The organism is Brachybacterium sp. Z12, from assembly GCF_014400405.1.
GTDB lineage: Bacteria > Actinomycetota > Actinomycetes > Actinomycetales > Dermabacteraceae > Brachybacterium.
Map to the genome: position 1 here is coordinate 1881619 of NZ_CP060496.1, position 23116 is coordinate 1904734.

At 68.7% G+C, this 23116-nt stretch carries 14 protein-coding genes, 3 tRNA genes and 8 pseudogenes; 11 read left to right on the forward strand and 14 right to left on the reverse strand.

The window, feature by feature from the left end:
* Positions 1 to 75 precede the first annotated feature (75 nt).
* Positions 76 to 360 carry a hypothetical protein gene (locus tag H3H54_RS09950; protein WP_262423778.1) on the forward strand — a complete coding sequence of 95 codons (285 nt, stop codon included), beginning with the start codon at positions 76 to 78 and terminating at the stop codon, positions 358 to 360.
* Here H3H54_RS09950 and H3H54_RS09955 read toward each other — a convergent pair.
* The 3 genes and pseudogenes from H3H54_RS09955 to H3H54_RS09965 all read right to left on the reverse strand — a co-directional run bounded on the left by H3H54_RS09955 (position 273) and on the right by H3H54_RS09965 (position 2113).
* Positions 273 to 1499: an acyltransferase gene (locus tag H3H54_RS09955; RefSeq protein ID WP_262423779.1), complete on the reverse strand. Its 1227-nt coding sequence runs from the start codon at positions 1497 to 1499 to the stop codon at positions 273 to 275. The two genes, H3H54_RS09950 and H3H54_RS09955, sit on opposite strands and share 88 nt — an antisense overlap.
* Positions 1500 to 1541: 42 nt before the next feature.
* Positions 1542 to 1615, reverse strand: a tRNA-Val gene (locus tag H3H54_RS09960).
* 79 nt (positions 1616 to 1694) lie between these two features.
* Positions 1695 to 2113, reverse strand: a pseudogene (locus tag H3H54_RS09965) (DUF3052 domain-containing protein).
* A 304-nt stretch (positions 2114 to 2417) separates the two neighbouring features.
* Here H3H54_RS09965 and aceE point away from each other — a divergent pair.
* The 5 genes and pseudogenes from aceE (at position 2418) to H3H54_RS09990 (ending at position 8914) form a co-directional block, all read left to right on the forward strand.
* A pseudogene (aceE, locus tag H3H54_RS09970) lies at positions 2418 to 5162 on the forward strand (pyruvate dehydrogenase (acetyl-transferring), homodimeric type).
* 111 nt (positions 5163 to 5273) lie between these two features.
* Entirely contained in the window at positions 5274 to 6221 is a 948-nt protein-coding gene (locus tag H3H54_RS09975) for an ACP S-malonyltransferase (protein WP_262423780.1), read from the forward strand.
* A 1-nt stretch (position 6222) separates the two neighbouring features.
* A pseudogene (locus tag H3H54_RS09980) lies at positions 6223 to 7223 on the forward strand (beta-ketoacyl-ACP synthase III).
* 126 nt (positions 7224 to 7349) lie between these two features.
* Entirely contained in the window at positions 7350 to 7598 is a 249-nt protein-coding gene (locus H3H54_RS09985) for an acyl carrier protein (protein WP_010551652.1), read from the forward strand.
* Between the two features lie 75 nt (positions 7599 to 7673).
* Positions 7674 to 8914, forward strand: a pseudogene (locus tag H3H54_RS09990) (beta-ketoacyl-[acyl-carrier-protein] synthase family protein).
* Between the two features lie 156 nt (positions 8915 to 9070).
* Here the strand turns inward: H3H54_RS09990 and H3H54_RS09995 are convergent.
* From H3H54_RS09995 to H3H54_RS10010, 4 genes and pseudogenes are all read right to left on the reverse strand, one after another.
* Entirely contained in the window at positions 9071 to 9562 is a 492-nt protein-coding gene (locus tag H3H54_RS09995) for a DUF3145 domain-containing protein (protein ID WP_262423781.1), read from the reverse strand.
* An 89-nt stretch (positions 9563 to 9651) separates the two neighbouring features.
* A pseudogene (locus tag H3H54_RS10000) lies at positions 9652 to 10142 on the reverse strand (peptide deformylase).
* Positions 10139 to 10366 (reverse strand): hypothetical protein, encoded by a 228-nt coding sequence (locus H3H54_RS10005; RefSeq protein WP_262423782.1) that lies wholly within the window; start codon positions 10364 to 10366, stop codon positions 10139 to 10141. Before H3H54_RS10005 ends, H3H54_RS10000 begins: the two are co-directional and overlap by 4 nt.
* 311 nt (positions 10367 to 10677) lie before the next feature.
* Positions 10678 to 10749: transfer RNA gene (locus H3H54_RS10010), tRNA-Asn, on the reverse strand.
* Positions 10750 to 10923: 174 nt separating this feature from the next.
* On the opposite strand from H3H54_RS10010, the gene H3H54_RS10015 reads away from it, so the two are divergent.
* Positions 10924 to 10997, forward strand: a tRNA-Ile gene (locus tag H3H54_RS10015).
* Between the two features lie 167 nt (positions 10998 to 11164).
* Here the strand turns inward: H3H54_RS10015 and H3H54_RS10020 are convergent.
* From H3H54_RS10020 to dusB, 5 genes and pseudogenes are all read right to left on the reverse strand, one after another.
* A complete protein-coding gene (locus H3H54_RS10020; protein WP_262423783.1) occupies positions 11165 to 11725 on the reverse strand; it encodes an OsmC family protein in 561 nt (186 codons plus the stop codon).
* 146 nt (positions 11726 to 11871) lie between these two features.
* Positions 11872 to 12306, reverse strand: coding sequence for a hypothetical protein (locus H3H54_RS18910; RefSeq protein ID WP_316249003.1), 435 nt, complete (start codon positions 12304 to 12306; stop codon positions 11872 to 11874).
* Positions 12306 to 13847 carry a DNA primase gene (dnaG, locus tag H3H54_RS10025; protein ID WP_316249004.1) on the reverse strand — a complete coding sequence of 514 codons (1542 nt, stop codon included), beginning with the start codon at positions 13845 to 13847 and terminating at the stop codon, positions 12306 to 12308. Before dnaG ends, H3H54_RS18910 begins: the two co-directional genes overlap by 1 nt.
* A gap of 4 nt (positions 13848 to 13851) precedes the next feature.
* Positions 13852 to 15155: pseudogene (locus H3H54_RS10030) on the reverse strand (deoxyguanosinetriphosphate triphosphohydrolase).
* A 4-nt stretch (positions 15156 to 15159) separates the two neighbouring features.
* Positions 15160 to 16406: pseudogene (gene dusB, locus H3H54_RS10035) on the reverse strand (tRNA dihydrouridine synthase DusB).
* Positions 16407 to 16601: 195 nt separating this feature from the next.
* Here dusB and H3H54_RS10040 point away from each other — a divergent pair.
* Positions 16602 to 17678 carry an LLM class flavin-dependent oxidoreductase gene (locus tag H3H54_RS10040; protein WP_262423784.1) on the forward strand — a complete coding sequence of 359 codons (1077 nt, stop codon included), beginning with the start codon at positions 16602 to 16604 and terminating at the stop codon, positions 17676 to 17678.
* 43 nt (positions 17679 to 17721) lie between these two features.
* Here H3H54_RS10040 and H3H54_RS10045 read toward each other — a convergent pair whose 3' ends face one another.
* Both H3H54_RS10045 and H3H54_RS10050 read right to left on the reverse strand, forming a co-directional pair.
* Positions 17722 to 18768: a DUF4037 domain-containing protein gene (locus H3H54_RS10045; RefSeq protein ID WP_262423785.1), complete on the reverse strand. Its 1047-nt coding sequence runs from the start codon at positions 18766 to 18768 to the stop codon at positions 17722 to 17724.
* Positions 18769 to 18884: 116 nt separating this feature from the next.
* Positions 18885 to 20275: pseudogene (locus H3H54_RS10050) on the reverse strand (glycine--tRNA ligase).
* Positions 20276 to 20412: 137 nt separating this feature from the next.
* On the opposite strand from H3H54_RS10050, the gene H3H54_RS10055 reads away from it, so the two are divergent.
* The 3 genes from H3H54_RS10055 (at position 20413) to H3H54_RS10065 (ending at position 23093) form a co-directional block, all read left to right on the forward strand.
* The gene (locus H3H54_RS10055) at positions 20413 to 21414 is read left to right on the forward strand and encodes a metal ABC transporter substrate-binding protein (protein WP_262423786.1); all 1002 of its coding nucleotides are present in this window, start codon (positions 20413 to 20415) and stop codon (positions 21412 to 21414) included.
* Entirely contained in the window at positions 21411 to 22070 is a 660-nt protein-coding gene (locus H3H54_RS10060) for a metal ABC transporter ATP-binding protein (protein WP_262423787.1), read from the forward strand. The genes H3H54_RS10055 and H3H54_RS10060 overlap by 4 nt, the downstream gene beginning before the upstream one ends.
* Before the next feature lie 99 nt (positions 22071 to 22169).
* Positions 22170 to 23093: a metal ABC transporter permease gene (locus H3H54_RS10065; protein WP_262423788.1), complete on the forward strand. Its 924-nt coding sequence runs from the start codon at positions 22170 to 22172 to the stop codon at positions 23091 to 23093.
* Positions 23094 to 23116: the final 23 nt, after the last annotated feature.

The following is a 23116-nucleotide window of genomic DNA, read 5'->3' on the forward strand; positions in this document are numbered from 1 at the left end:
TGCGGAGCGCGCCGGTCATGGCTGCCCTGCCAGTATAGGAAGCGCTCAGGTCAACACGGCGGGCCGTGAGACCCTGTGCACAGCCAGCCGTCCCAGCGACCCTTCGGAGGCACCGCCATCAACACCCTCATCCTGCTCGCGCTCGCCGTGGCGATCCTGGTCTCGGTGGTCCTCCTGATCGGTCAGCTGCTGGTCCGACGCCAGCGCGAAAAGGAGCTGTGGGAGCGCGATGGGCGCCCCGACGCCCCGGAGCGCACGTCCGATCAGAAGGCTCAGGACCGCAAGACCGCTATCACCTGGGGATGCCTGATCGTCGCCGTGCCCATCGTGCTGGTGCTGCTGTACACGATCACCCGCTGAGGACGGATCCCTCGCCGGGTGCGGCGGGCTCGACCGGTGCGAACGCTCCTCGGGCTCGTCCGCGCCGATGCTCGAAGGCGCGGACATGATCCACACAGGACTGCATCAGATCGACAGCGCGGCCCAGGGTCGAGCCGAACGCCCAGGCCCAGAAGCGTCGCGAGACCGGATGACGTTCGACGGTCACGTGCAGCACGTAGGCGAGGGCGAGGGACGAACCCGGCGACCGCGCCGTAGACGAGCCACTTGTTCGATTCGGTCGCGAAGCGATCCAGGAGCATGTATCCGATATGGGCGTGCAGGAGGTACACCGGATAGGTCAGCGCACCGGCCGTCTTCGACCCTGGAAGTCTCAGGTTCCGCACCTGTGGGACCACGGTCGCGACGACCATCAGGAAGATCCCGGTCTTGAGGACCGTGGTCAGCGTCAGTTCGAGGGAGGAGATCGGGATGTAGGTGGCCAGCAGCCCGAGCACACGGTAGGCGGACCATCCCGACTCGGCGATGGAAGCGATGATCGCGCCGGCGGCGAACCATATGAAGTAGTTGCCGAGCAGCGGTGCGCTTCCCGTCAACCCTGGTGCGGCCACGGTCAGATACAGCATCCCGATCGCCCAGGCAGGCATCAGCGCCGCCACCCGATGCCCCTGGCCGAAGAGGATCAGGAGGAAGACCGCGACGTAGAACTGCAGTTCGTACAGGAGAGTCCAGTACACGCCATCGACGAACGGCTGGCCCAGCACCGTGGGGATCATGGTGAGGTTGGCGAGGAACTGCTCGACCGTGACCCCCATCCGCTCGCCGCCGAGCAAGAGGGCGAAGACCGCGGTGATGGGCAGCGCGACCCAGAAGGCCGGATAGAGCCGCAGAGCGCGACCGACGGCGAACTGTCGCGCCGTCTTCCCGGCCACGGAGGTGGTGATCACGTATCCGCTGATCATGAAGAACAGGTTCACGCCGAGGTAGCCGTACTGCGCGATCGCAGCGACGGGTTCGTGGGAGATGCTCCCGATCTTCCCGTTCTTGATGCCGTTGTACAGATAGTGGAATGCCATCACAGCAAGGGCGGCTGCGAGGCGGTAGTAGTCGATGATCTCGACCCGCGCGCGCGGCGCAGCGGGCGCTCCGGTTCCGGACATGCGCGGCATCCTGACATCCTGAGATCTCTGTGTCTCGTCGGGTGGGTCGTGAGGGGCTCGAACCCCCGACCTCCTGGGTGTAAACCAGGCGCTCTGACCAACTGAGCTAACGACCCGGGTGGGGCGGCACCCCGTGGTCCACGACAGATCGGGAACCGTGACGCTCCTCACGGGAGTGTCACGCCACTACGGCGGTCAGTTGACGCGGCTGGCCAGGCGAGTGCCGGTCCAATCCGGGGCGAGGGTCACCGTGCTCATCACCCGCAGACCGGCGATGCCGGCGCTCTCCTGGATCTCCCCGGCATCACGTGTCCGGGGCGTCCCGCCTTGGGGTTCATCACCCACACGGGAGCACCGGGCTCGATGTTGCGAAGGGTGTCCACGAGGGCGTCGGTGAGGTCACCGTCGCCATCGCGCCACCAGAGCACGACGGCGTCCACGATCTCCTGGGTGTCCTCTTCCTCCAGCTCATCGCCGATGAGGTCCTCGATCGCATCGCGCAGATCGAGATCGACGTCGTCGTCGTAACCGATCTCCTGCACGATCTGGCCCGTGGTGAAGCTCAGCACCTCGGAGAGGGAGCTGGACGATGGGGCGTCGGACGACGGTGACAAGAAAGGACTCCTTAAGAGAGGGGGTTCGAACTGTGCAGCATGAGGAGCCGAATCGACCTCACGGCGTGCTGCGCGGGCCTGATTCTATGTCACCCGACACGCGCGTGCACTCCGGGACGAGAGTCCCTCTCCGCCCGCCAAGAATTCCGATGTCCGACGTGTCACATATGCGGAGGCTCGGTGAAGGTCCCGCACCCACTCGGCGCAGGTAGGCTTGCACGCACCGAGGCCGCCGGAGCAGGGCCCACCGGCGATTCCCAGCTCCCATGGCCGGTCCATCCCCTCCCGTAGAGAGAAGGACAGTGTGAGTTCGCACGAGACCCCTCGTCCCATCGGCATCAACCTGCCGAGCCATGCGCAGGATCCGGACCCGGAGGAGACCCGGGAGTGGCTGGAATCGTTCGACGGTCTCGTCGAGCATCGCGGCCAAGAGCGCGCCTCCGAGATCGTCCAGAGCCTGATCCAGCATGCGCGGGACGAGGATCTGCACCTTCCCGATTCGCTCATGACGGATTACGTCAACACGATCCCCGTCGACGAGCAGCCCGAGTACCCCGGCGACGTGGAGCTCGAGAAGGAGCTGCGGAACATCAACCGCTGGAACGCGGCGATGGTCGTCCATCGCGCCCAGCGCCCCGAGGTGTCCGTGGGCGGTCACCTCTCGAGCTACGCCTCCATCGCCACGATGTACGAGGTCGGCTTCAACCACTTCTTCCGCGGTCGCAACCATCCCGGCGGCGGCGACCACGTCTTCTTCCAGGGGCACGCCTCCCCGGAATCTACTCGCGCGCCTACATGATGGGCCGCCTCTCGCAGGAGGAGCTCGACGGCTTCCGCCAGGAAGTCTCCAGCGAGCACGGCATGCCCTCCTACCCGCATCCCCGCGCGATGCAGGACTTCTGGGAGTTCCCCACGGTCTCGATGGGCATCGGCCCCGTCGCCGCGATCGAGCAGGCCCTTCGACAAGTACCTGCACAACCGCGACCTGAAGGACACCAGCGACCAGCACACCTGGGCGTTCCTCGGTGATGGTGAGATGGACGAGGTCGAGTCCCGTGGCGCGCTGCACATCGCCGCCAAGGAGCACCTGGACAACCTCACGTTCGTCGTGAACTGCAACCTGCAGCGGCTCGACGGCCCGGTGCGCGGAAACGGCAAGATCATCCAGGAGCTGGAGAGCCAGTTCCGCGGCGCCGGCTGGAACGTCATCAAGGTGATCTGGGGCGCCGGCTGGGATCCGCTCCTGGAGGAGTCGACCGACGGCGCTCTCATCGACCTGATGAACGCCACCCCGGATGGCGACTACCAGACCTACCGCGCCGAGTCCGGCGGGTTCATCCGCGACAACTTCTTCGGGCGTGACCCGCGCACCAAGGCGCTCGTCGAGGACATGTCCGACGAGGACATCTGGTGGAAGCTCAACCGCGGCGGCCACGACGCGAAGAAGATCTACGCGGCGTTCAAGCAGGCCACGGAGCGTAACGGCAAGCCCACCGTGATCCTCGCCCACACCGTCAAGGGCTACCGCCTGGGCAAGAACTTCGCGGGCCGCAACGCGACCCACCAGATGAAGAAGTTCACCCTCGATGATCTCAAGACGCTGCGTGACACCCTGCGCATCCCGATCAGCGATGAGCAGCTCGACTCCGGCAGCCTCTACGACGCACCGTTCTACCTGCCCGACGCCGACGCGCCGGTGATGAAGTACCTCAAGGAGCATCGCGCCGCCCTCGGCGGTCCGGTCCCCTCCCGCCGCACCGAGCACAAGCCGCTCAACCTGCCCGGCGACAAGGCCTACGAGGTCGTCAAGCGCGGTTCCGGCAAGCAGGAGATCGCCTCGACGATGGCGCTCGTGCGGCTGCTGAAGGACCTGATGCGGGACAAGGAGACCGGCAAGCGCTGGGTCCCGATCGTTCCTGACGAGGCCCGCACCTTCGGCATGGACTCGCTGTTCCCGACGGCGGCGAAGATCTACAACCCCGACGGTCAGAACTACCTGTCGGTGGACCGCGACCTGCTGCTGGCCTACAAGGAGTCCACCTCCGGCCAGATCAAGCACATGGGCATCAACGAGATCAGCTCCACCGCGGCCTTCACCGCGGCGGGCACCTCGTACGCCACGCACGACTTCCCGATGATCCCGTTCTACATCTTCTACTCGATGTTCGGGTTCCAGCGCACCGGTGACTTCTTCTGGGCCGCCGGCGATCAGATGGCCAAGGGCTTCGTGATCGGCGCGACCGCCGGCAAGACGACGCTGGCGGGCGAGGGCCTGCAGCACATGGACGGCCACTCGCCGATCCTCGCCGCGACCAACCCCGGTGCGGTCATCTACGACCCGACCTACGGGTACGAGCTCGGCCACATCATCCGCGACGGTCTGCAGCGCATGTACGGCGAGGACGACCGTGTGGCGGAAGTCTTCTACTACATCACCGTCTACAACGAGCCGATGGTGCAGCCCAAGGAGCCCGAGGGCCTGGATGTCGAGGGGCTGCTCAAGGGCATGTACCTGCTCGAGCCCAAGCCCGAGGGCGACGGTCCTGAGGCACAGCTGCTCGCCTCCGGCGTCGGTGTCCCGTGGGCGCTGCACGCGCGTGAGCTGCTGGCCGAGGACTGGGGTGTGCAGGCCAACGTCTGGTCGGTCACCTCGTGGACCGAGATGCGCAAGGAGGCTCAGGAGGTGGAGAAGTACAACCTCCTGAACCCGGAGGAGCCGCGCACACCGTGGATCTCGCAGCGGCTCGAGGGCGTCGAGGGTCCGTTCGTCGCGACCTCCGACTACGACTTCATGGTCCCGGACATGATCCGTGAGTGGATCCCGGGCCGGTACGGCGTGCTCGGCGCCGACGGCTGGGGCTTCTCGGACACCCGTCCGGCTGCGCGTCGTCACCTGAAGATCGATGCGCACTCGATGGTCGTCAAGGCCCTCCAGCTGCTCGCGAAGGAAGGCAAGGTCGATCCCTCGGTGGTCCGCCAGGCCATCGACAAGTACGACCTGACCAACGTCAACGCCGGCCAGTCCGGATCGTTCGGCGGCGAGTCCTGATCACCCCGTCGGGCCGTCCATCCCTGTGATGGATGGCCCGGCGGTCTCTGCCCTGCCGGCCCGCTCCGCCTCGTGAGCGGGCCGTCCCCTTCTCTCCCCTGGAGGTTTCCCGTGCTCGCGATCGTCTGCCCCGGTCAGGGGGCTCAGAAGCCCGGCTTCCTGAGTCCATGGCGTGAGCTCCCCGGTGTCGACGAGGCCCTCGCGGGGCTCTCCGAGGCCGCAGGCATCGACCTGCTGCGTCACGGCACCGAATCCGACGCGGACGCCATCCGCGACACCGCCGTGGCTCAGCCGCTGCTGGTGGCGGCGGGCATCCTCGCCGCCGGGGCCCTCCACCAGGGGAAGGACCTCCCCGCTGCTGATGTCCTCGCCGGACACAGCGTCGGCGAGCTCACGGCCGCCGCGCTCGGCGGGGTGCTCAGCGATGAGGACGCGATGCGTCTGGTCGCCGTCCGTTCGCAGGCGATGGCCGAGGCCGCCGCAGCCGAGCCCACCTCGATGGCGGCAGTGGTCGGCGGAGTGCGCGAAGAGGTCATCGCCGCGATCGAGCGTCATGGCCTGCACCCCGCGAACATCAACTCCGCCGCCCAGGTCGTAGCGGCAGGTTCCCGTGAGGCGATCGCAGCCCTGGGAGAGGACGGCCCCGCCAAGGCCCGAGTGATCCCCCTGCAGGTCGCCGGAGCGTTCCACACCCCGTACATGACGGGCGCCCGTGAGCAGCTGGCCGCCTTCGCTCCGAGCCTGTCCCCCGCAGACCCGGTGGTTCCGCTGATCTCCAACGCCGGCGGTGAAGTCGTCACCTCTGGCAGCCGATATCTCGACCTGATCGTCACCCAGGTCGCGTCCCCGGTCGATTGGGAGGCTTGCATGGCAGCCTTCCGAGCCCAGGGCGTCACCGCGATGATCGAGGTCGCCCCGGCCGGGACCCTGACAGGTCTGGCCAAGCGCGAGCTGAAGGGCATCGCGCTGGCGAACCTGAACACCCCTGACGATCTCGAGGCGGCCCGCACCCTGATGCGGGAGCACTCAGGCGTCGCCCCCACGGATCAGGAGAACTGACATGGCCGTCTCGCTCACGCACCAGCCCACCGTCGTCGGCTCGCAGATTCTCGCCTATGGCGCGGCTCGCGGCGACGTCTCGGTCCCCAACGACGACCTCGTCGGCCCGATCGACTCCTCCGATGAGTGGATCCGGCAGCGCACCGGCATCATCACCCGCACCCGGGCGAGCCAGGACGTCGGAGTGAAGGACCTGTCTCTGACTGCGGCGAAGGAGGCCATCGAGCGCTCCGGCATCGATCTGGAGACCCTCGACGCGATCATCGTCTCGACCATCTCGTTCCCCTACCCCACCCCGTCGCTGGCGACCCTGCTGGCCGGTGAGCTGGGGCGGCCCGACGTCATCGCCTACGACATCTCCGCCGCCTGCGCGGGCTTCGCCTACGGCATCGGTCAGGCCGACTCGCTGATCCGCTCGGGCGCCGCGCGCAATGTCCTGGTGATCGGCGCGGAGAAGCTCTCCGACTTCGTCTCCCCACCGACCGCTCGATCTCGTTCCTGCTGGGAGATGGTGCTGGCGCAGCGGTCGTCGGCCCCAGCGATGTGCCGAAGATCGGCCCCACCGTGTGGGGCAGCGACGGCGAGAACTGGGACACGATCCGCATGACCGGCTCGTCCATCGACTTCCGCGACGGCAAGGCCGAGTGGCCCACCCTCGAGCAGGACGGCCGGACCGTCTTCCGCTGGGCGGTGTGGCACACCGCCAAGAAGATCCGCGAGATGCTCGAACAGTCCGGGATCGGCATCGAAGACATCGACGTGTTCGTCCCCCACCAGGCGAACATGCGCATCATCGATGAGCTCGTCAAGCAGCTGAAGCTGCCTGAGGACGTGGTGGTCGGCCGGGACATCGCCGAGACCGGCAACACCTCCGCCGCCTCGATCCCGCTGGCCACGCACCGTCTGATCGAGGAGGGCGCGGCCCAGAGTGGCGACGTGCTGGTGCAGTTCGGCTTCGGTGCCGGACTGGCCTACGCCGGTCAGGTGCTGATCCTGCCCTGATCGCCCGGTGGGCGGACTGTCACCCGCATCACCCCCACGGCTGACACGATCCGTGCTGGCCGATTACCAAGTGGTAGCACGGGTAGTCTGTGACCGCCACACATCCGCACACCTGAAGGAGCACCCATGGCACACACCGAGAACGAGATCCTCGAGGGCCTCGCCGAGATCGTCAACGAGGAGACCGGTGTCGCCACCGAGGACGTCAAGCTCGAGAAGTCCTTCACCGACGACCTCGACATCGACTCCATCTCGATGATGACCATCGTCGTCAACGCCGAGGAGAAGTTCGACGTGCGCATCCCCGACGAAGAGGTCAAGAACCTCGCGACCGTCGGCGACGCCGTCAAGTACATCGCGGGCGCCCAGAACTGAGCCCCGCCTGACGCCCGGGACGCATCCCGTCCCGGGCGTCGCCGTCCCCTCAGCCCCTCAGACCCGGAGGTCCGTATGTCCGCTTCCCGCTCACGAGTCGCCGTGACCGGCCTCGGCACCGTCAACCCGCTCGGCGGTGACGTCGCCTCCACCTGGGAGGCCGCACTGGCCGGGACCTCCACCGCGCGCACCTTCGACAACGACTGGAAGGAGCGCTACGGGCTGTCCGTGGACTTCGCCTGCCAGATCGTTCCCGGCGCGCTCGACTCCCTCACCCGCCCCGAGTCCAAGAAGTTGGACCCCTCCGGGCAGTACGCGATGGTCGCCGCGCGCGAGGCCTGGGCCGATGCCGGCGCTCCCGAGGTCGCCTCCGACCGACTCGGCGTCGTGGTCGGCACCGGCATCGGCGGCATCTGGACCACCCTGGACCAGTGGGACGTGGTGCGAGAGCGCGGCGCCCGCCGGGTCAATCCGTTCACCGTCCCGATGCTGATGGCGAACTCCTCGGCCGCCCACATCTCGATGGAGCTCGGCGCCCGCGCCGGTGCCCATACCCCCGTCTCCGCCTGCGCCTCCGGCGCTGAAGCGGTCGCCCTGGGCATGGGGATGATCCGTGATGGCCGGGCCGACGTGGTCGTCGTCGGTGGCACCGAGGCATCGATCCACCCGATGACCATCGCCGCCTTCGCGAACATCCCGCGCTCTCGAGCCGGGTCGATGATCCCGAGCACGCCTCGCGCCCCTACGACGTGGACCGCGACGGCTTCGTCCTCGGCGAGGGTGCAGCCATCCTGGTGCTCGAGAGCGAGGAGCACGCCGCCGCCCGCGGTGCTCGCGTGTACGCCTACGCCTCCGGGCGCGGCATGGCCTCCGACGCGCACCACATCTCCGCCCCCTCTCCCGAGGGCCAGGCCAGCGCAGTGCGCGAGGCCGTCGAGGATGCGGATGTCGCGGCGCAGGACATCGTGCACCTCAACGCCCACGGCACCTCCACCCCGCTCGGCGACATCGGCGAGCTCAACTCCGTCTCCACCGCACTGGGCGGGGTCACCGACCAGATCGTGGTCACCTCGACCAAGTCGATGACGGGCCACCTGCTGGGTGGCGCCGGGGCGCTCGAGTCCGTCTTCTCGGCTCTCGCCTCGCACCACCGCCTCGCCCCGCCGACGATCAATATCGAGAACCTCGATCCCGAGACCCCGATGCGGATCGCACAGAACACGCCGGTCGAGCTGCCCGGCGGCGACATCGCCGTGCTGAACAACGCGTTCGGTTTCGGCGGCCACGACATCGCAGTGGTCTTCACCAGCGCCTGATCGACGTGCCGGGCGGCGCTTCGCCGCGCCGCACAGCACCCGGTCCACCGCGCAGCACGCAGAACGGCGTTCGGAACACTTCCCTCACCGGAAGCTGTGCCGGGCGCCGTTCTCGGCTTCCATGGACTGGGCTTCCAGGGATGGGTGCAGCTGCGCTCAGCTCACGCGGTGCAGCCACCGCATCGGCACACCCTCACCGGCATGACGGTAGATCTCGAGATCCTCGTCCCAGGGGGCGCCCAGGGCGATGTCGAGCTCGTGGCGGAGGGCGTGCGGGTCGTTCCCTGCCCGTTCCATGCAGCCGCGCACATGGTCCTCGGTGAGGACGATGTTCCCCGCATGATCGGTGGCGGCGTGATGGATGCCGAGCTCCGGGGTGCAGCTCCAACGGGCGCCATCCACCGTGGCGGTGGCCTCCTGGGTGACCTCGAAGCGCACCTCGTTCATGCCGCGCAGCGCACTCACCAGCTGGGCCCCGGTGTCCTCGCGTCCGCGCCAGGTCATCTCGGCACGTTGCAGACCACGGCCCACCGGCTGGTCCTCCCAGCGAATGCGTGCGGGCACGCCGAGAACTCCGCTGGCGGCCCATTCGATATGCGGCGTGAGGGCCCGCGGAGCGGAGTGAACATACAGAACGCCCTGGGTCATCTCGTTCCTTCCGGTGTCCGATGCGTCTTCCCCAACGAATCGGTACCGCGGATGGATCTGATGACAGCAGGTGCCTGTCGGTACAGAGCTTAGAGGGTCTCCCTGATCTGGCGCAACGCCCGCTTCTTCACAGACCTCTCGAGGCCGTCGATGTACAGCGCCCCGTCGAGATGGCCGACCTCGTGCTGGATGAGGCGAGCGATGAGCCCCTCCCCTCCAGCTCGACGTCCCCGCCCTCCAGATCCGTGCCGACGCAGCGCGCGTAGGCGGAACGGGTGCGCGGGAAGAACAGGCCCGGAACGGAGAGACAGCCCTCGTCGTCATACTGGAGCTCCTCGGAGAGCTCGACGATGACAGGATTCAGGATGTAGCCGACTCCGTCCTTCTCCTCCAGATTCCAGGAGAAGGCGCGCAGGTTCACGCCAATCTGGTTCGCGGCGACGCCGGCCCGGCCCTCGTCGTCGACGGTGTCCAGGAGGTCCCGCACCAGGGAGCGGGTGCCGTCGGTGATCTTCTTGATCGGGTCGCAGGGAGTGCGCAGCACGGGGTCGCCGATGATGCGGATGGGACGGATGGTCATGCCTGCTGCTCCTGGCCTGCGCCGAGGACCCGATGGGTGACCTCGACCCCGGGAACGACCGTCCGCTCGACGGTGCAGCCGGCGGCGACCGCACGCCCGAACACCTTCACCACGGTGGCGACCTCCTGCTCGGTGAGCCCCTCGAGCGGGAGCTGCACCTCCTCGGCGATGCTGAGGTACCGGTTCTCGGCCTCATCAGAGGTGCCGTGCGCCCACAGGCGCATGTCGAAGTCCTCCCCACGCGCCGCGCCAGGTTGATGTCGCTGCTCATCCCGGCGCAGCCGATCAGTGCGAGCTTCAGCAGCTCCCCGGGATTGATCTCGCCCTCGCCGTGGCCGATCGGGATCTCCACGCCGCGCTGGTTGCGGCCCACCAGGGTGCGGTGACCGGAGCGGTCCGCCCACACGCTGCCGGGGCCGAAGTCCTCCGGGAGCTCGAATCGATCGTCGGGGACGGAGGGCATCGTCCTTCTCCTTCGCGAGAACCATCAGGAAGTGAGACAGCCCCGGAAGTATCCGGGGCTGTGCTCCTTGGGCTCCCGCACTTGGATTCGAACCAAGAACCGCTCGATTAACAGTCGAGTGCTCTGCCGTTGAGCTATGCGGGATCGACCAGACCGACTGTAGCAGGATCTGGCGGGTGCTCGCATCTCCGTTCTACCCTCCCACCGGCCACTATGACGAAGATTACGCCGCACCGTCAGGGCTCCGGCAGGCCGGAAGGGCGTGTGTACAGGCACCTGGGGTGCGGTAGATTCAGGTGCGCTCCTCAGGGAGCGGACGGCCCAGTAGCTCAGCGGGTTAGAGCAGCGGACTCATAATCCGTCGGTCCCGGGTTCAAGCCCCGGCTGGGCCACTGTGAACCGGGACTTCGACGAAGAGTCCCGTCACACCGAGAGAGGAACCGGTATGACCTTGATCCTTGAACTTCTCACAGAGATCTTGGCTGTGCTCGGCCCCAGCAGGAAGCGCAGGAAGAGGCCCCGCAACGGCGGCAGCAGGCCCTGACCGGTTCGACAATGATCAGGCGCGGGTGACGGTGGTCTTGACCGGGGTCGGGTTCTGGAAAATATCGAGCACCGGGCAATGGGCATCGACGATCCGGCGCAGCTCGTCGTAGCGCTCGTTCGACTCCGGTCCCGTGAGCTCGATATCGAGCCGCACCTCGGAGAAGCCGGCGCGCACGGACTCGTCGGCACCGAACAGACGCGCCGCGTCCAGGTCGGCTTCGGCCCTGATGACGATGTCATCGAAGGGAATGCCGAGCTGCTGCGCGTAGAGCCGGTAGACGACGACCTGGCAGCCGACCAGCGCGCCGAGCGCGTACTCGACCGGACTGGTGCCGGCGTCATCCCCGGCCAGCGCCGCGGGCTCGTCGACGACGAAGGAGTGCTTGCCTGCACGCACAGTCGTAGCAACCGAACCGACGCCAGCACCTTCGACCGCGTAGGTCAGATGGGCCTTCGAGCGATCGGCAGCCATGCGCCCGGCCCACGCGCTTCCGGCATTCGTGAGGCGATCGGCGCGAGCCTCGGCGGTGATCTCAGGGACGACGGGCGACTGGATGCTTGCTGTGGTGGTCATGACGTCGACGATAGAAGCGCTGGCCGTGGGCACCAAGGCCAGCGAAATCTTCCGTCATCGAGCGTCACATGCAGCCATCGCCTGCGCCCACGAGGAGATCGCCTCTCCTCCCGCTCGCAAGCTCTCGCAAGCTCGCTGTTCGCCGATCAGTCGTCGCTAGAGCGCAGCGCGCGGCGCTTGACCTGCACCTGGCCAAGCCGCGTCATGAGCTCCTGATAACGCTCGGCGTCGCCGGGATCGGTGCGCTGGAGTCGCTGCTTGAGGACCGAGTACTCGCGCGTGATCGACAGCTCGCTGAGACGGTCCAACAGCGAACCCGCCAACTTCTGCAGACCTTCCTCGTCACGTGCGGGCAGGTCGAGGTTCGCGATCTCCACGATCAGCGGCCGCACGGTCTCGCCAGAGACTTCGAGCACCTGCTCGAGGTAGCGCGCGGGGTGCAGCGTCCCCTCAACCGCATCCAGCAGGGTCCCGGCGGCGAGCATTACGTCCCACACGCCCTGCAGTGCGGGGACGTGGAAGGAGTCGTCCGGCAGCGAGGCCACCTTCTCGGCCTCCAGCAGCTGGGGCGCCTGCATCATCACCGCGAGCGACTGCGTCTCGACCTGGCCCACGGGATCGCGCGGATTGACCACATCTGCCAGCCGGGCGTTAGGGAGGCTGGGCCCATCCCCGTCGGCCCCGTGTCCGCGCTCCCCGAGCGTTCCAGCTCGGGTCGGGGCTCCTCCGCTCGGTGCGCGCCGCGGCCCTCGCTGCGGGCGGCGTCATGGACTGCACGCAGCACCGTGCGCTCCTCCATGCCGAGCCAGCCGGCGAGGCGGCGCGCATACTCGGGTCGCATCGCACGGTCCCGGATGCGGGCCACCACCGGTGCTGCCATGCGCAGCGCGGTGACCTGGCCCTCCACGGTGTCGAGATCGACCTGCGCGATCGCGGAGCGGATCGCGAACTCGAACAGGGGCCGACGGCTCTCGATGAGGTCGCGCACCGCCTGATCCCCCTGCTGGATCCGCAGGTCGCAGGGGTCCATCCCGCTGGATTCGACGGCGACGTAGGTCTGCGCGACGAACCGCTGATCCTCCTCGAAGGCGCGCAGGGCGGCCTTCTGCCCGGCGGCGTCACCGTCGAAGGTGAAGATCACCTCGCCGGCCAGCCCACGGCCGTCGGTGTTCAGCCGCAGACCGGCCGAGGGGTTGGAGTCCCCCATCACCCGGCGCACGATCTTCACGTGATCGGGGCCGAAAGCGGTGCCGCAGGAGGCGACAGCGGTGGTGACCCCTGCGAGGTGCGCGGCCATCACGTCGGTGTAGCCCTCGACCACCACCACCTTGTGCTGGGAGGAGATCTCCTTGCGCGCGATGTCCAGGCCGTAGAGCACGTTGGACTTGTGGTAGATCGCGGTCTCGGGGGTGTTGAGGTACTTCGGGCCTTTGTCGGATTCGAGCAGCCGCCGCGCGCCGAAGCCGATGGTGTTGCCGGTGATGTCGCGGATCGGCCAGACGAGCCGCCCGCGGAAGCGGTCGTACACCCCGCGCTGCCCCTGGGAGACGAGCCCGCTCGCGGTGAGCTCGGCCTCGGTGAACCCGCGGGAGCGCAGCACACCGGTCAGGGAGTCCCATCCCTCGGGGGCGAAGCCCACCCCGAAGTGGTCTGCGGCGTCCTGGTCGAAGCCGCGTTCGGTGAGGAAGCGCCGGCCCACCTCCGCGGCGGGGCCCCGCAGCTGCTCGCGGAAGTACTCCTCGGCGATCGCATGGGCGTCGATCAGGCGCCTGCGGGTGCCGAAGTCGGGGCGGTCGCCCTTGCCACCGGTGGAGTCCTCGTAGTGCAGCTGGACGCCGTAGCGCCCGGCGAGCATCTCGACCGCCTCGACGAAGCTGAGGTGGCTGACCTTCTGCACGAAGGAGATGACGTCCCCACCCTCACCGCAGCCGAAGCAATGCCAGTGGCCCAGCTGCGGGCGGATGTTGAACGACGGGGTCTTCTCGTCGTGGAAGGGGCACAGACCCTTCATCGAGCCGATCCCGGCGGTGCGCAGGGTCACGTGCTCGGAGACCACCTCGTCCAGCCGAGAGCGCTCGCGCACCAGGTCCACGTCGGAGCGGCGGATCAGACCCTGGGCCACCGGCTCAGAGCTCCGATCCGAGGCCGGGCAGCGGGGTGTCTGCGGCGGTGACGTGAGTGAGGTCGCGGTCGAACAGCTCTGCGTGCAGGCGCCGCGCGGTCACATCCGTGTAGGAGGCGATCTGGTCGACGACCACCCGCCGGCGGGCATCATCGTCCGCGGCGCTCTGCCAGAGCTCGGCAAACAACGGGCTCAGGTAGTGGGTGCCGGTGTTCCACAGGCGGGAGTAGAGATCCCGGATGATCTCCTCCTGGGCCTCGTACACGGGCTGCTGCGAGGCGGAGGACATCACGTACGCGGCGGCCAGGCCCTTGAGCACGGCGATCTCGAGGTGGGTCTGCCCGGGCACCACCACCTCTCCGGCGTAACGCGACATGGCGCCCTCGCCGTGGGTGGCGCGGGTGGCGGTGATCGCGGAGCGGGTGAAGCGGCCGATCAGCTGACTGGTCATGTCCTTCAGCGCGGCGGCCGAACGCATCGAACCGGTGAAGGTGGGCATCCAGTACGGCTCGGCCTCGAGCCGGGAGAGGGCCTCGTCGAGGGAGTCGATGGACTCGTCGGGCATGTACCAGTCCTGCACGACGTACAGCGCGGCCGCCCGCTCCATCGGATCGGCGAGCCGTTCGAGGTCGAGGGTGCGCCCGGTGATGGCGTCCTCGATGTCGTGGACCGAGTACGCGACGTCGTCGGCGAGGTCCATCACCTGCGCTTCGAAGCATTGCCGGCCGGGCACCGCGCCCTCACGCGCCCAGGTGTAGATCTCGAGGTCATCGGCGTAGGCCCCGAACTTCACCGAGGTCGGGTCAGGGCCCTGGCCCCGGGTCCAGGGGTACTTGATCGCGGCGTCGACGCTCGCGCGGGTGAGGTTCAGGCCGTAGGGACGGTCCTCGCCCACCACCTTGGGTTCGAGCCGGGTGAGCAGGCGCAGGGTCTGCGCATTGCCCTCGAAACCGCCGAAATCCGCGGCGAGAGCGTCGAGGACCTTCTCGCCGTTGTGCCCGAAGGGCGGATGGCCGAGGTCGTGGGACAGGCATGCGGCATCGACGATATCGGGGTCGCAGCCGAGCTCAGCACCGATGTCCCGTCCCACCTGGGCCACTTCGAGCGAGTGGGTGAGCCGGGTGCGCACGAAGTCGTTCGCCCCTGCGCCGAGCACCTGGGTCTTGGCGCCGAGCCGGCGCAGTGCGGAGGAGTGCAGCACGCGGGCGCGGTCCCGCTGGAAGGGGTGCGGGCCTGCGACTTCGGCGGCTCGGGGACCCAGCGTTCGAAGTCCGGTGCGGTGTAGCCGGCGGTGGGCGCGGTGGTCATCTGCTCATCCTCCCGAGGTGTCGAGCTCGGCCTCGTGGAGGCGGGTGGCGTGGGCGTCGCTGAGCTCCCGCGAGGCCATCCAGCCCTCGGGGACCACAGCCTTCTTCGGGGTTCCGGCACGGCCGCGCGGGCCCTCGACGGCGGAGCCCGGGTAGGGGCTGTCGAGGTCCAGCTCGGCGAGCTTCGCGTCGAGGTCGGCGAGGGATTCCATGGTCGCGAGGCGATGCCGCATCTCCCCGCCGACGGGGTAGCCCTTGAAGTACCAGGCGACGTGCTTGCGCAGATCGCGCAGGGCGCGGCCCTCATCCTCGAAGAACTCGATCAGCAGCTCCGCGTGCCGGCGCAGGATCACGGCGATGTCCCCCATCGAAGGCTGGACCCGGTCCGGCTTGCCGGCGAATCCTGCGGCGAGGTCGGCGAACAGCCAGGGCCGTCCCTGGCAGCCGCGGCCCACCACGACGCCGTCGCAGCCGGTCTGCTCCATCATCTCGATCGCGTCCTCGGCGGACCAGATGTCCCCGTTGCCGAGCACCGGGATGTCGGTGATCAGCTCCTTGAGCTCGGTGATGGCGTCCCAGCGGGCGTTGCCGGAGTAGTGCTGGACGACGGTGCGGCCGTGCAGCGCGATCGCGGCCGCGCCGACCTCCTGGGCGATCAGGCCTGCGTCGCGGAAGGTCTGGTGGTCGTCATCGATCCCGATACGCGTCTTGACCGTGACGGGCACCTCGGGGCCCGCCGCCTCCACAGCCGCGCGGACGATCCGGGTGAACAGCTCCGTCTTCCACGGCAACACTCCCCCACCGCCGCGGCGGGTGACCTTCGGGACCGGGCAGCCGAAGTTGAGGTCGATGTGGTCGGCGAGGTCGCGCTCGCGGATCATCTCCACCGCGCGGCGCACGGTGGCGGGGTCCACGCCGTACAGCTGCACGGAGCGGGGGTCTCGCGCTCCCCCATCGTGACCAGGCGCCAGGATTCCTTGTGCCCCTCGACCAGGGCTCGCGTGGTCACCATCTCGCCGACGTAGAGTCCTCCGTCGTCGTCGCTGTGCAGGGCGCCGAACTCGCGGCACAGCAGGCGGAAGGCCATGTTGGTGATCCCGGCCATCGGGGCGAGCACCACGGGAGTGTCGATCGTGTGGGGGCCGATGGTGAGGGTGCGACGGGTCGCGACGTCACCGGCGGCGGGCACAGGGCCGCGCGGCCGGTCGACGGCGGTGAGGGTCGCCGGGAACGAGGCGTCGAGGGTGGTCATCGTCTCGATTGTCCCATCACCGCCCGACGTCCGGGAGGGAGGGACGAGGTGATGTGCGTCGAGGTGTCCTGGGGAGGGGAGATCCGGGCGGTAGGTCCCGGTCCTCCGCGCCGTCCGGCAGGACAATGAAGGCAGCGGCGCATCGCCCTTCCCTCTCCCGGCGCCGTCCCGGCAGTCACGAGAAGGAGGCGCGAGATGTCCGCATCAGCTTCAGGGGGCGCGGAAGCACCCCGCTTCGGTTTCGTCACCCAGGTCGAGCACACCCCAGGTCCCAGCACGGGACCTGGCGCGGCCAGCGGCGGACTCGCCGACGGCATCGCGCTCTTCGTCGCCGCCGAGGAGCTCGGCTACGACGTCGGCTACGTCCGGGTCCGCCACCTCCAGGACGCTCTGTCCTCTCCGCTGCTGTTCCTCGCGGCACTGGGCCAGCACACCCGCCGCATCCAGCTCGGCACCGCTGTGATCCCGCTGCGCTTCGAGAACCCGGGCCGGCTGGCTGAGGACCTCGCCACCGCGGATCTGCTCACCGGCGGCCGGCTCCGGCCCGGGGTGAGCTCCGGTCACTCGGCGCATGATGCGAGCTACGCCCGAGCCTTCGGTGCTCTGCGCGACGAGCGCTCCGACCACGTCGACCGAGTGCTGAATGATCTGCTGGCGCTGCTGGAGGGCGAGATCGTCGCCGGGGCTGACTCTCATATCGAGGGCGTCGACCGCGGCAGCCCGCTGCGGGTCCAGCCGCAGGTTCCGGCGGTGCGTACGCGGCTCGCCTACGGTGCGGCGAGCCCGCACCGAGCGGCGCTGGCCGGTCAGCTGGGACTGGGCCTGCAGCTGGCCACGATGACTCCGGATGACGGCTCCGGCCGATCCTTCGAGCAGCTCCAGCTGGAGGCTCTGACCGCCTATCGGGAGGCCTCTCGGTCGGCTGGATTCGGTGAAGGGCACGTGATGGTCAGCCGTCAGATGATCCCGGTCGAGGACGAGTCGGAGCTTGAGCATCACGTCTCGCTGCTGCCCAGGGAACGCACCGCGGATCCCGCCGTCTCCGGGGAGCACCTGAGCACGGAGATCGGTGGCCGGCCTGCAGTGTTCAGCAGGATCGTGCTGGATGACCCCGCGACCGTCGCGCAGGCGCTGTTCGCGGATGTGGTCGTGCAGGCCGCCGACGAGATCGTGCTGGTGCTGCCTTTCGGCGTCCCCGTCGCAGATCAGCTCCGGGTGCTGCAGACCTTCGGACGCCACGTGGTCCCTCGCCTGCGGGCCGCGACCGTCTGAGGGCCGGCGTCGGCCGTCGTCCCGGCGTGAGAACCCTGGAAGCTCACCCGCCCACCAGCCGTCGACGGGCCCGATGATCGACCAGGACCGTGACGTTGTCGCTGATCTGCTCCGCCGTGCCCACGCCTGCTGGCAGCGCCCGGACCTCCGGATCCTCCACCAGGTCGAGCAGCAGCGCCGGCAGATCGCGCACCCCCAGGTGCGGACGCTCGAAGAAGGCCTCTGTCGCGGGGTCTAGCGTCGGGAGACCTCGAGCGCCCTGTGTGGCGGCGAGGAGCTCCACCGCGTCCGCCAGCGCGGTTTGGCGGGCACGCCAGTCACGCGCCCGGAGCACTTCGTGCACGGCGCTGCGCAGCACCGCTCCTCCAGGCAGCTCAGCGGCCGAGCGGGCCAGCCATTTGCCGTAGGGAGGCCAGCGCCGATGCAGGAGATGGGCCAGATGCAGCATCGTGCGCACGTGCCGCGCGGCGATCACTGCGGAGCCATCCTCGTCCCCGCGCAGGCCGGCACGGCCGACGTCCGGGAACTCCTGGCCGAGGCGATGCCAGTCGGCGGCCAGCGCGTACATCCAGACATCCCGCGGATACCAGGACAGCCGCTCCCGGAGCGCACCGAGCACACCGGGGCCGTCATGGAAGACAGGGCCCGCGGTGATCTCGAGGACGGCCTGCCCGGTGAGGGACAGCCAGTCGGTCAGCTGCAGCCCGTGCGGGTCGGTGAGCCGCGCAGGGTCTATGCCGATGCGAGAGGCGGCAAACTCGGCGGCGGAGGCCACCTCGGCCCGCTGCCGAACGACGGGCTCCCAGGTGGTCTCGAAGCGGGTGGGCAGGCCCTGCCACCGCTGAGGCAGCTCCCGCTCGAGCAGCGCATCGATCTCGGCGGCATTACTGTCTTCGACCAGGAGCGTCAGTCGCAGGCCCCAATCGTGATCCCTGGACTGTGCATCGTCATAGCCGAGGACATCCGATCCGGAACCGAGGCGTGCCGCCGCGACCGCGAGCCCGGGACGGCGCCGCGCCAGCAGCGGTCGCACCACCTGCTCCCAGTACGCCCGGGACAGCTCGATGCCGGAGGTGGGCTCATGATCCATGAGCTCACTGTGCCATCACCGCACCGGCGCGGGGCCTCGGACGCCGTGATCACGCAGGAGGCCCCGGGGAGGACGTACCTGTCCTCCCCGGGGCCTCCTGCGTGCCGGCTCTTCGCTCAGGCGCCGAGCAGGCGTGCCGCGAGGTAGGACTCGACCTGGTCCAGGGCCACGCGCTCCTGCGTCATGGTGTCGCGCTCACGGATCGTGACGGACTGGTCCTCGGCGGTCTCGAAGTCCACGGTGATGCAGAACGGGGTGCCGATCTCGTCCTGGCGGCGGTAGCGCCGACCGATGGCCTGGGTGACGTCCATGTCGACGTTCCAGTGCTTGCGCAGCCGCGCCGCGAGCTCCTCGGCGCGGGGCACCAGGTCCTCGCTCTTGGACAGGGGCAGCACTGCGGCCTTGATGGGGGCCAGGCGCGGGTCGAGCTTGAGCACGGTGCGCTTGTCGACCCCGCCCTTGGAGTTGGGGGCCTCGTCCTCGGTGTAGGCGTCGACGAGGAACGCCATCATCGAGCGGGTCAGGCCGAAGCTGGGCTCGACGACGTGAGGCGTGTAGCGCTCGTTGGCGGCCTGGTCGAAGTACTGCATCTTCGTGCCCGAGGCCTCGGTGTGGCTCGCGAGGTCGAAGTCGGTCCGGTTGGCGATGCCCATCAGCTCGCCCCACTCGCTGCCCTGGAAGCCGAAGCGGTACTCGAGGTCGATGGTGGCGGCGCTGTAGTGGGCGCGCTCGCTGTCCGGGACATCGAAGCGGCGCAGGTTGTCCGCATCGATGCCGAGGTCGATGAACCAGTTCCAGCAGGCCTCGACCCACTCGTCGAACTGTGCCTCTGCCTCGTCCGCCGGGGTGAAGTACTCGATCTCCATCTGCTCGAACTCGCGGGTGCGGAAGATGAAGTTGCCTGGGGTGATCTCGTTGCGGAACGCCTTGCCGATCTGGCCGATGCCGAACGGCGGCTTCTGACGGGTGGCCGTGACCACGTTCAGGAAGTTCACGAAGATGCCCTGAGCGGTCTCGGGGCGCAGGAAGTGCAGGCCGGCCTCGCTGGAGACGGCGCCGAGGTAGGTCTTGACCAGGCCGGAGAACTCCTGGGGCTCGGTGAAGTCGCCGCGGGTGCCGCAGTTGGGGCAGGCGATCTCCGCCATGCCGCTCTCGGGGCCCGGCCCTTCTTCGCCTCGAAGGCTTCCAGCAGGTGGTCCTCGCGGAAGCGGTTGTGGCAGCTCTTGCACTCCACCAGCGGGTCGGTGAACGTCTCGACGTGGCCGGAGGCCTCCCACACGCGCTTGGGCAGGATGATCGAGGAGTCCAGGCCCACCATGTCGCCGCGCGACTGGACGAAGGTCCGCCACCACTGCTTCTTGATGTTCTCCTTGAGCTCCACTCCCAGAGGTCCGTAGTCCCACGCTGAGCGGGTTCCGCCGTAGATCTCACCGGCCGGGAACACGAAGCCGCGCTTCTTGGCGAGTGCGATGACGTTGTCCAGCGTGCTGGCAGGGGCCTTGGCCACGGGGATACTCCTGGTGACGGGATCGGTCAGAACCTCTCCAGCATAGTCATCCGCCCTGCTGTGAGCGTCCCCACGCCGGGCCACGCTCATGGCCCGTCGACTTGCGCAGCCGGACCGCACTGGTGAGAATGATTGTCATGTCGTTCACCCCGCACCCCTCACGACGCTCCCTGCTCGCCGCTGCCGGCCTCGGCGCCGGCGCCGCCCTCCTGGCTGCGTGCGGCTCCTCGAGTGCGGGCGGGCAGGACGGCCTGTCCGTGGTGACCTCGGCATATCCCCTCGCATACCTGACGACCCGGATCGGCGGGGCGCACGTTGCCCTCACTGATCTCACCACCCCGGGGGCCGACGCCCACGGGCTGGAGCTCTCGGTCAAGCAGGTGATGACGGTCGAGAGCGCCGACCTGGTGCTCCAGATCCCCGGCTTCCAGGCGGCGCTGGACGATGCGATCGCCTCCCACGGCGGTGAGAACGTGCTCGATGTCTCCTCGGTGATCACCCTGCTGCCGATCGGTGCGGCCGACGGTCACGACGATCACTCCGACGAATCCGAGGCTGAGCATGCCGAGCACACCGAGCATGCCGACGACGATTCCGACGAGGGCCACGAGGGCCACGACCACGGCCCGAACGACCCCCACTTCTGGCATGACCCGCTGCTGATGGCGGACCTCGCCGATGCCCTCGCGGCACGTCTGGGAGAGCTCGCGCCGCAGCACGCGGAGGAGTTCACCGCCTCCGCACAGGCGCTGCGCGAGGAGCTCGATGAGCTCGACGCCGAGCTCGAGGAGTCCTTCAGCGCGGTCGACGGCCGAAAGCCGTTCATCACCGGTCACGCGGCATACACCTACCTCGCCCAGCGCTACGACCTGCACCAGATCGGCATCAGCGGTGTGGACCCCGAGACCGAGCCGTCCCCGCAGCGGCTGCTCGCACTCGAGGGGCTCGCCGAGGAGGAGGGCGTGACGACAGTGTTCTTCGAGACCTCGGCCTCCCCTAAGGTCGCCCAGACCCTCGCCCGGAACCTCGGCATCGACAGCGCAGAGCTCGACAACCTCGAGACCCAGCAGTCCGAGGAAGCGGATTACGCTCAGGTCATGCGAGACAACTGCACCGCGCTGGTCGCGAGCTGGGCATGACCGGACCGACCCCACCCGTCATCGAGGTCACCGGGGCGTCCGTCACCCGCGGCGGCCAGCGGGTGCTCCATGACGTCGACCTCCGCATCGACTCCGGCGAACTGGTGGCGCTTCTGGGCGCCAACGGCTCCGGGAAGTCGACTCTCCTGCGTGCCGCAGTGGGCATCCTGCCGCTGGAGACCGGCTCGGCGCGCCTGTTCGGCACTCCCGTGCAGCGCAGCACCTCCCACGACCGGCTGGGCTACGTGCCCCAGGACTCCACGGAGGCGGGCTCCATCCCCGCGACTGCGCGGGAGACCGTCGCCAGCGGGCTGCTGGGGGCGCGGTCCTGGTGGCCGAACCGTCGCGATGCCCGCGTGATGACTGCGCTCGAGGCGGTCGGGATGGCCGATCTGGCCGGTCGCCCCATCACTCGGATGTCCGGCGGCCAGCGACGCCGGGTGATGATCGCGCGGGCCCTGGTGCGGGAGCCGGAGCTGCTGGTGCTGGACGAGCCGTTCTCGGGGGTCGACCTGCCCACCCAGGAGCTGATCTCCGAGCTCTTCCGCGAGCTCTCCGCCGTCGGCACCTCGATCCTCGTGGTCCTCCACGAGACCGGCCCCCTGACAGATGACATCCGCCGGGCAGTGGTCCTCGACCACGGGCGTCGTCCATGACGGGCCCGAGGTCGATCGCCCCCGCCTCCACCCCGGGCACGGACATCCCGAGGATGCCGCCCCGCTCGACCAGTGCCTCGGACAGGAGATCCACCCCTCATGATCTCGCCGCTCGACATCCTCACCTCCGAACTGCTGCGCTACCCGCTGATCATCGCGGTGCTCATCGGCCTCACCGCCCCCGTCGTCGGCACCTACCTGGTCCAGAAGCGGCTGTCGCTGCTCGGCGACGGTCTGGGGCACGTGGCCCTGACCGGTGTGGCCGTCGGCTGGCTGGTCGGTGCCTGGATCAGCGCTTCCCCTGCCGACCTGCTCGCGATCCCCGGTGCGCTCGCGGCCTCCGTGATCGGCGCTGTGCTCATCGAGTACGTCCGGGAGATCAGCCACACCAGCCGCGATGTGGCGCTGGCGATCCTTTTCTACGGAGGGATCGCCGGGGGCGTGGTGATCATCCAGCTCGCCGGCGGCACCTCCCAGAACTTGATGGGCTACCTCTTCGGCTCCCTCTCGACCGTCACCGCGCTGGATGCGGTCATCTCCACCGTGCTCGCCGTGCTGGTGCTGCTGATCGGAGTGGGCCTGTCCGGGCTGCTAGCGGCAGTGACCGCGGATGAGGAGTTCGCACGCGCCTCCGGTCTGCCGGTGCGGGTCGTGAACGTGCTGATCGCGGTGCTGGCCGCCCTGACCGTGACCCTGTCGATGAGGATCGTCGGCGCCCTGATGGTCTCGGCGCTGATGATCGTCCCGGTCGCCGCCGCGCAGCAGCTGGTGGTCGGCTTCACGCGCACCATGCGCACAGCGATGGCGATCGCCGTGGTCTGCTCGCTGGGCGGCCTGCTGATCACCGTCTACGTCGACCTGCCGCCGGGCGGTGTGATCGTGCTGCTCACCGTCGCCGCCTACATCCTGGGGCTGTGCGTCCGGGCTGTGCGGCCGGCGCGCCAGGTGCCCGCCGTCGGCGGTCCGGGTCCCGCGCGCGCGGAGGCCCTGCCCGCGGCCGCACGTGCAACGCCCCACGACTGATAGAAGTCCTGGTCGCGGTGGAG

Excerpts from the sequence above, each read along its gene's own strand:
- H3H54_RS10040 (WP_262423784.1), top strand. The coding sequence starts at position 16,602 with ATGTCCGCATCAGCTTCAGGGGGCGCGGAAGCACCCCGCTTCGGTTTC.
- H3H54_RS10045 (WP_262423785.1), bottom strand. The coding sequence starts at position 18,768 with ATGGATCATGAGCCCACCTCCGGCATCGAGCTGTCCCGGGCGTACTGG.
- H3H54_RS10055 (WP_262423786.1), top strand. The coding sequence starts at position 20,413 with ATGTCGTTCACCCCGCACCCCTCACGACGCTCCCTGCTCGCCGCTGCC.
- H3H54_RS09995 (WP_262423781.1), bottom strand. The coding sequence starts at position 9,562 with ATGACCCAGGGCGTTCTGTATGTTCACTCCGCTCCGCGGGCCCTCACG.
- H3H54_RS10005 (WP_262423782.1), bottom strand. The coding sequence starts at position 10,366 with ATGCGCCTGTGGGCGCACGGCACCTCTGATGAGGCCGAGAACCGGTAC.
- H3H54_RS09955 (WP_262423779.1), bottom strand. The coding sequence starts at position 1,499 with ATGTCCGGAACCGGAGCGCCCGCTGCGCCGCGCGCGCGGGTCGAGATC.
- H3H54_RS10060 (WP_262423787.1), top strand. The coding sequence starts at position 21,411 with ATGACCGGACCGACCCCACCCGTCATCGAGGTCACCGGGGCGTCCGTC.
- H3H54_RS10020 (WP_262423783.1), bottom strand. The coding sequence starts at position 11,725 with ATGACCACCACAGCAAGCATCCAGTCGCCCGTCGTCCCTGAGATCACC.
- H3H54_RS18910 (WP_316249003.1), bottom strand. The coding sequence starts at position 12,306 with ATGATGCAGGCGCCCCAGCTGCTGGAGGCCGAGAAGGTGGCCTCGCTG.
- H3H54_RS09985 (WP_010551652.1), top strand. The coding sequence starts at position 7,350 with ATGGCACACACCGAGAACGAGATCCTCGAGGGCCTCGCCGAGATCGTC.
- H3H54_RS10065 (WP_262423788.1), top strand. The coding sequence starts at position 22,170 with ATGATCTCGCCGCTCGACATCCTCACCTCCGAACTGCTGCGCTACCCG.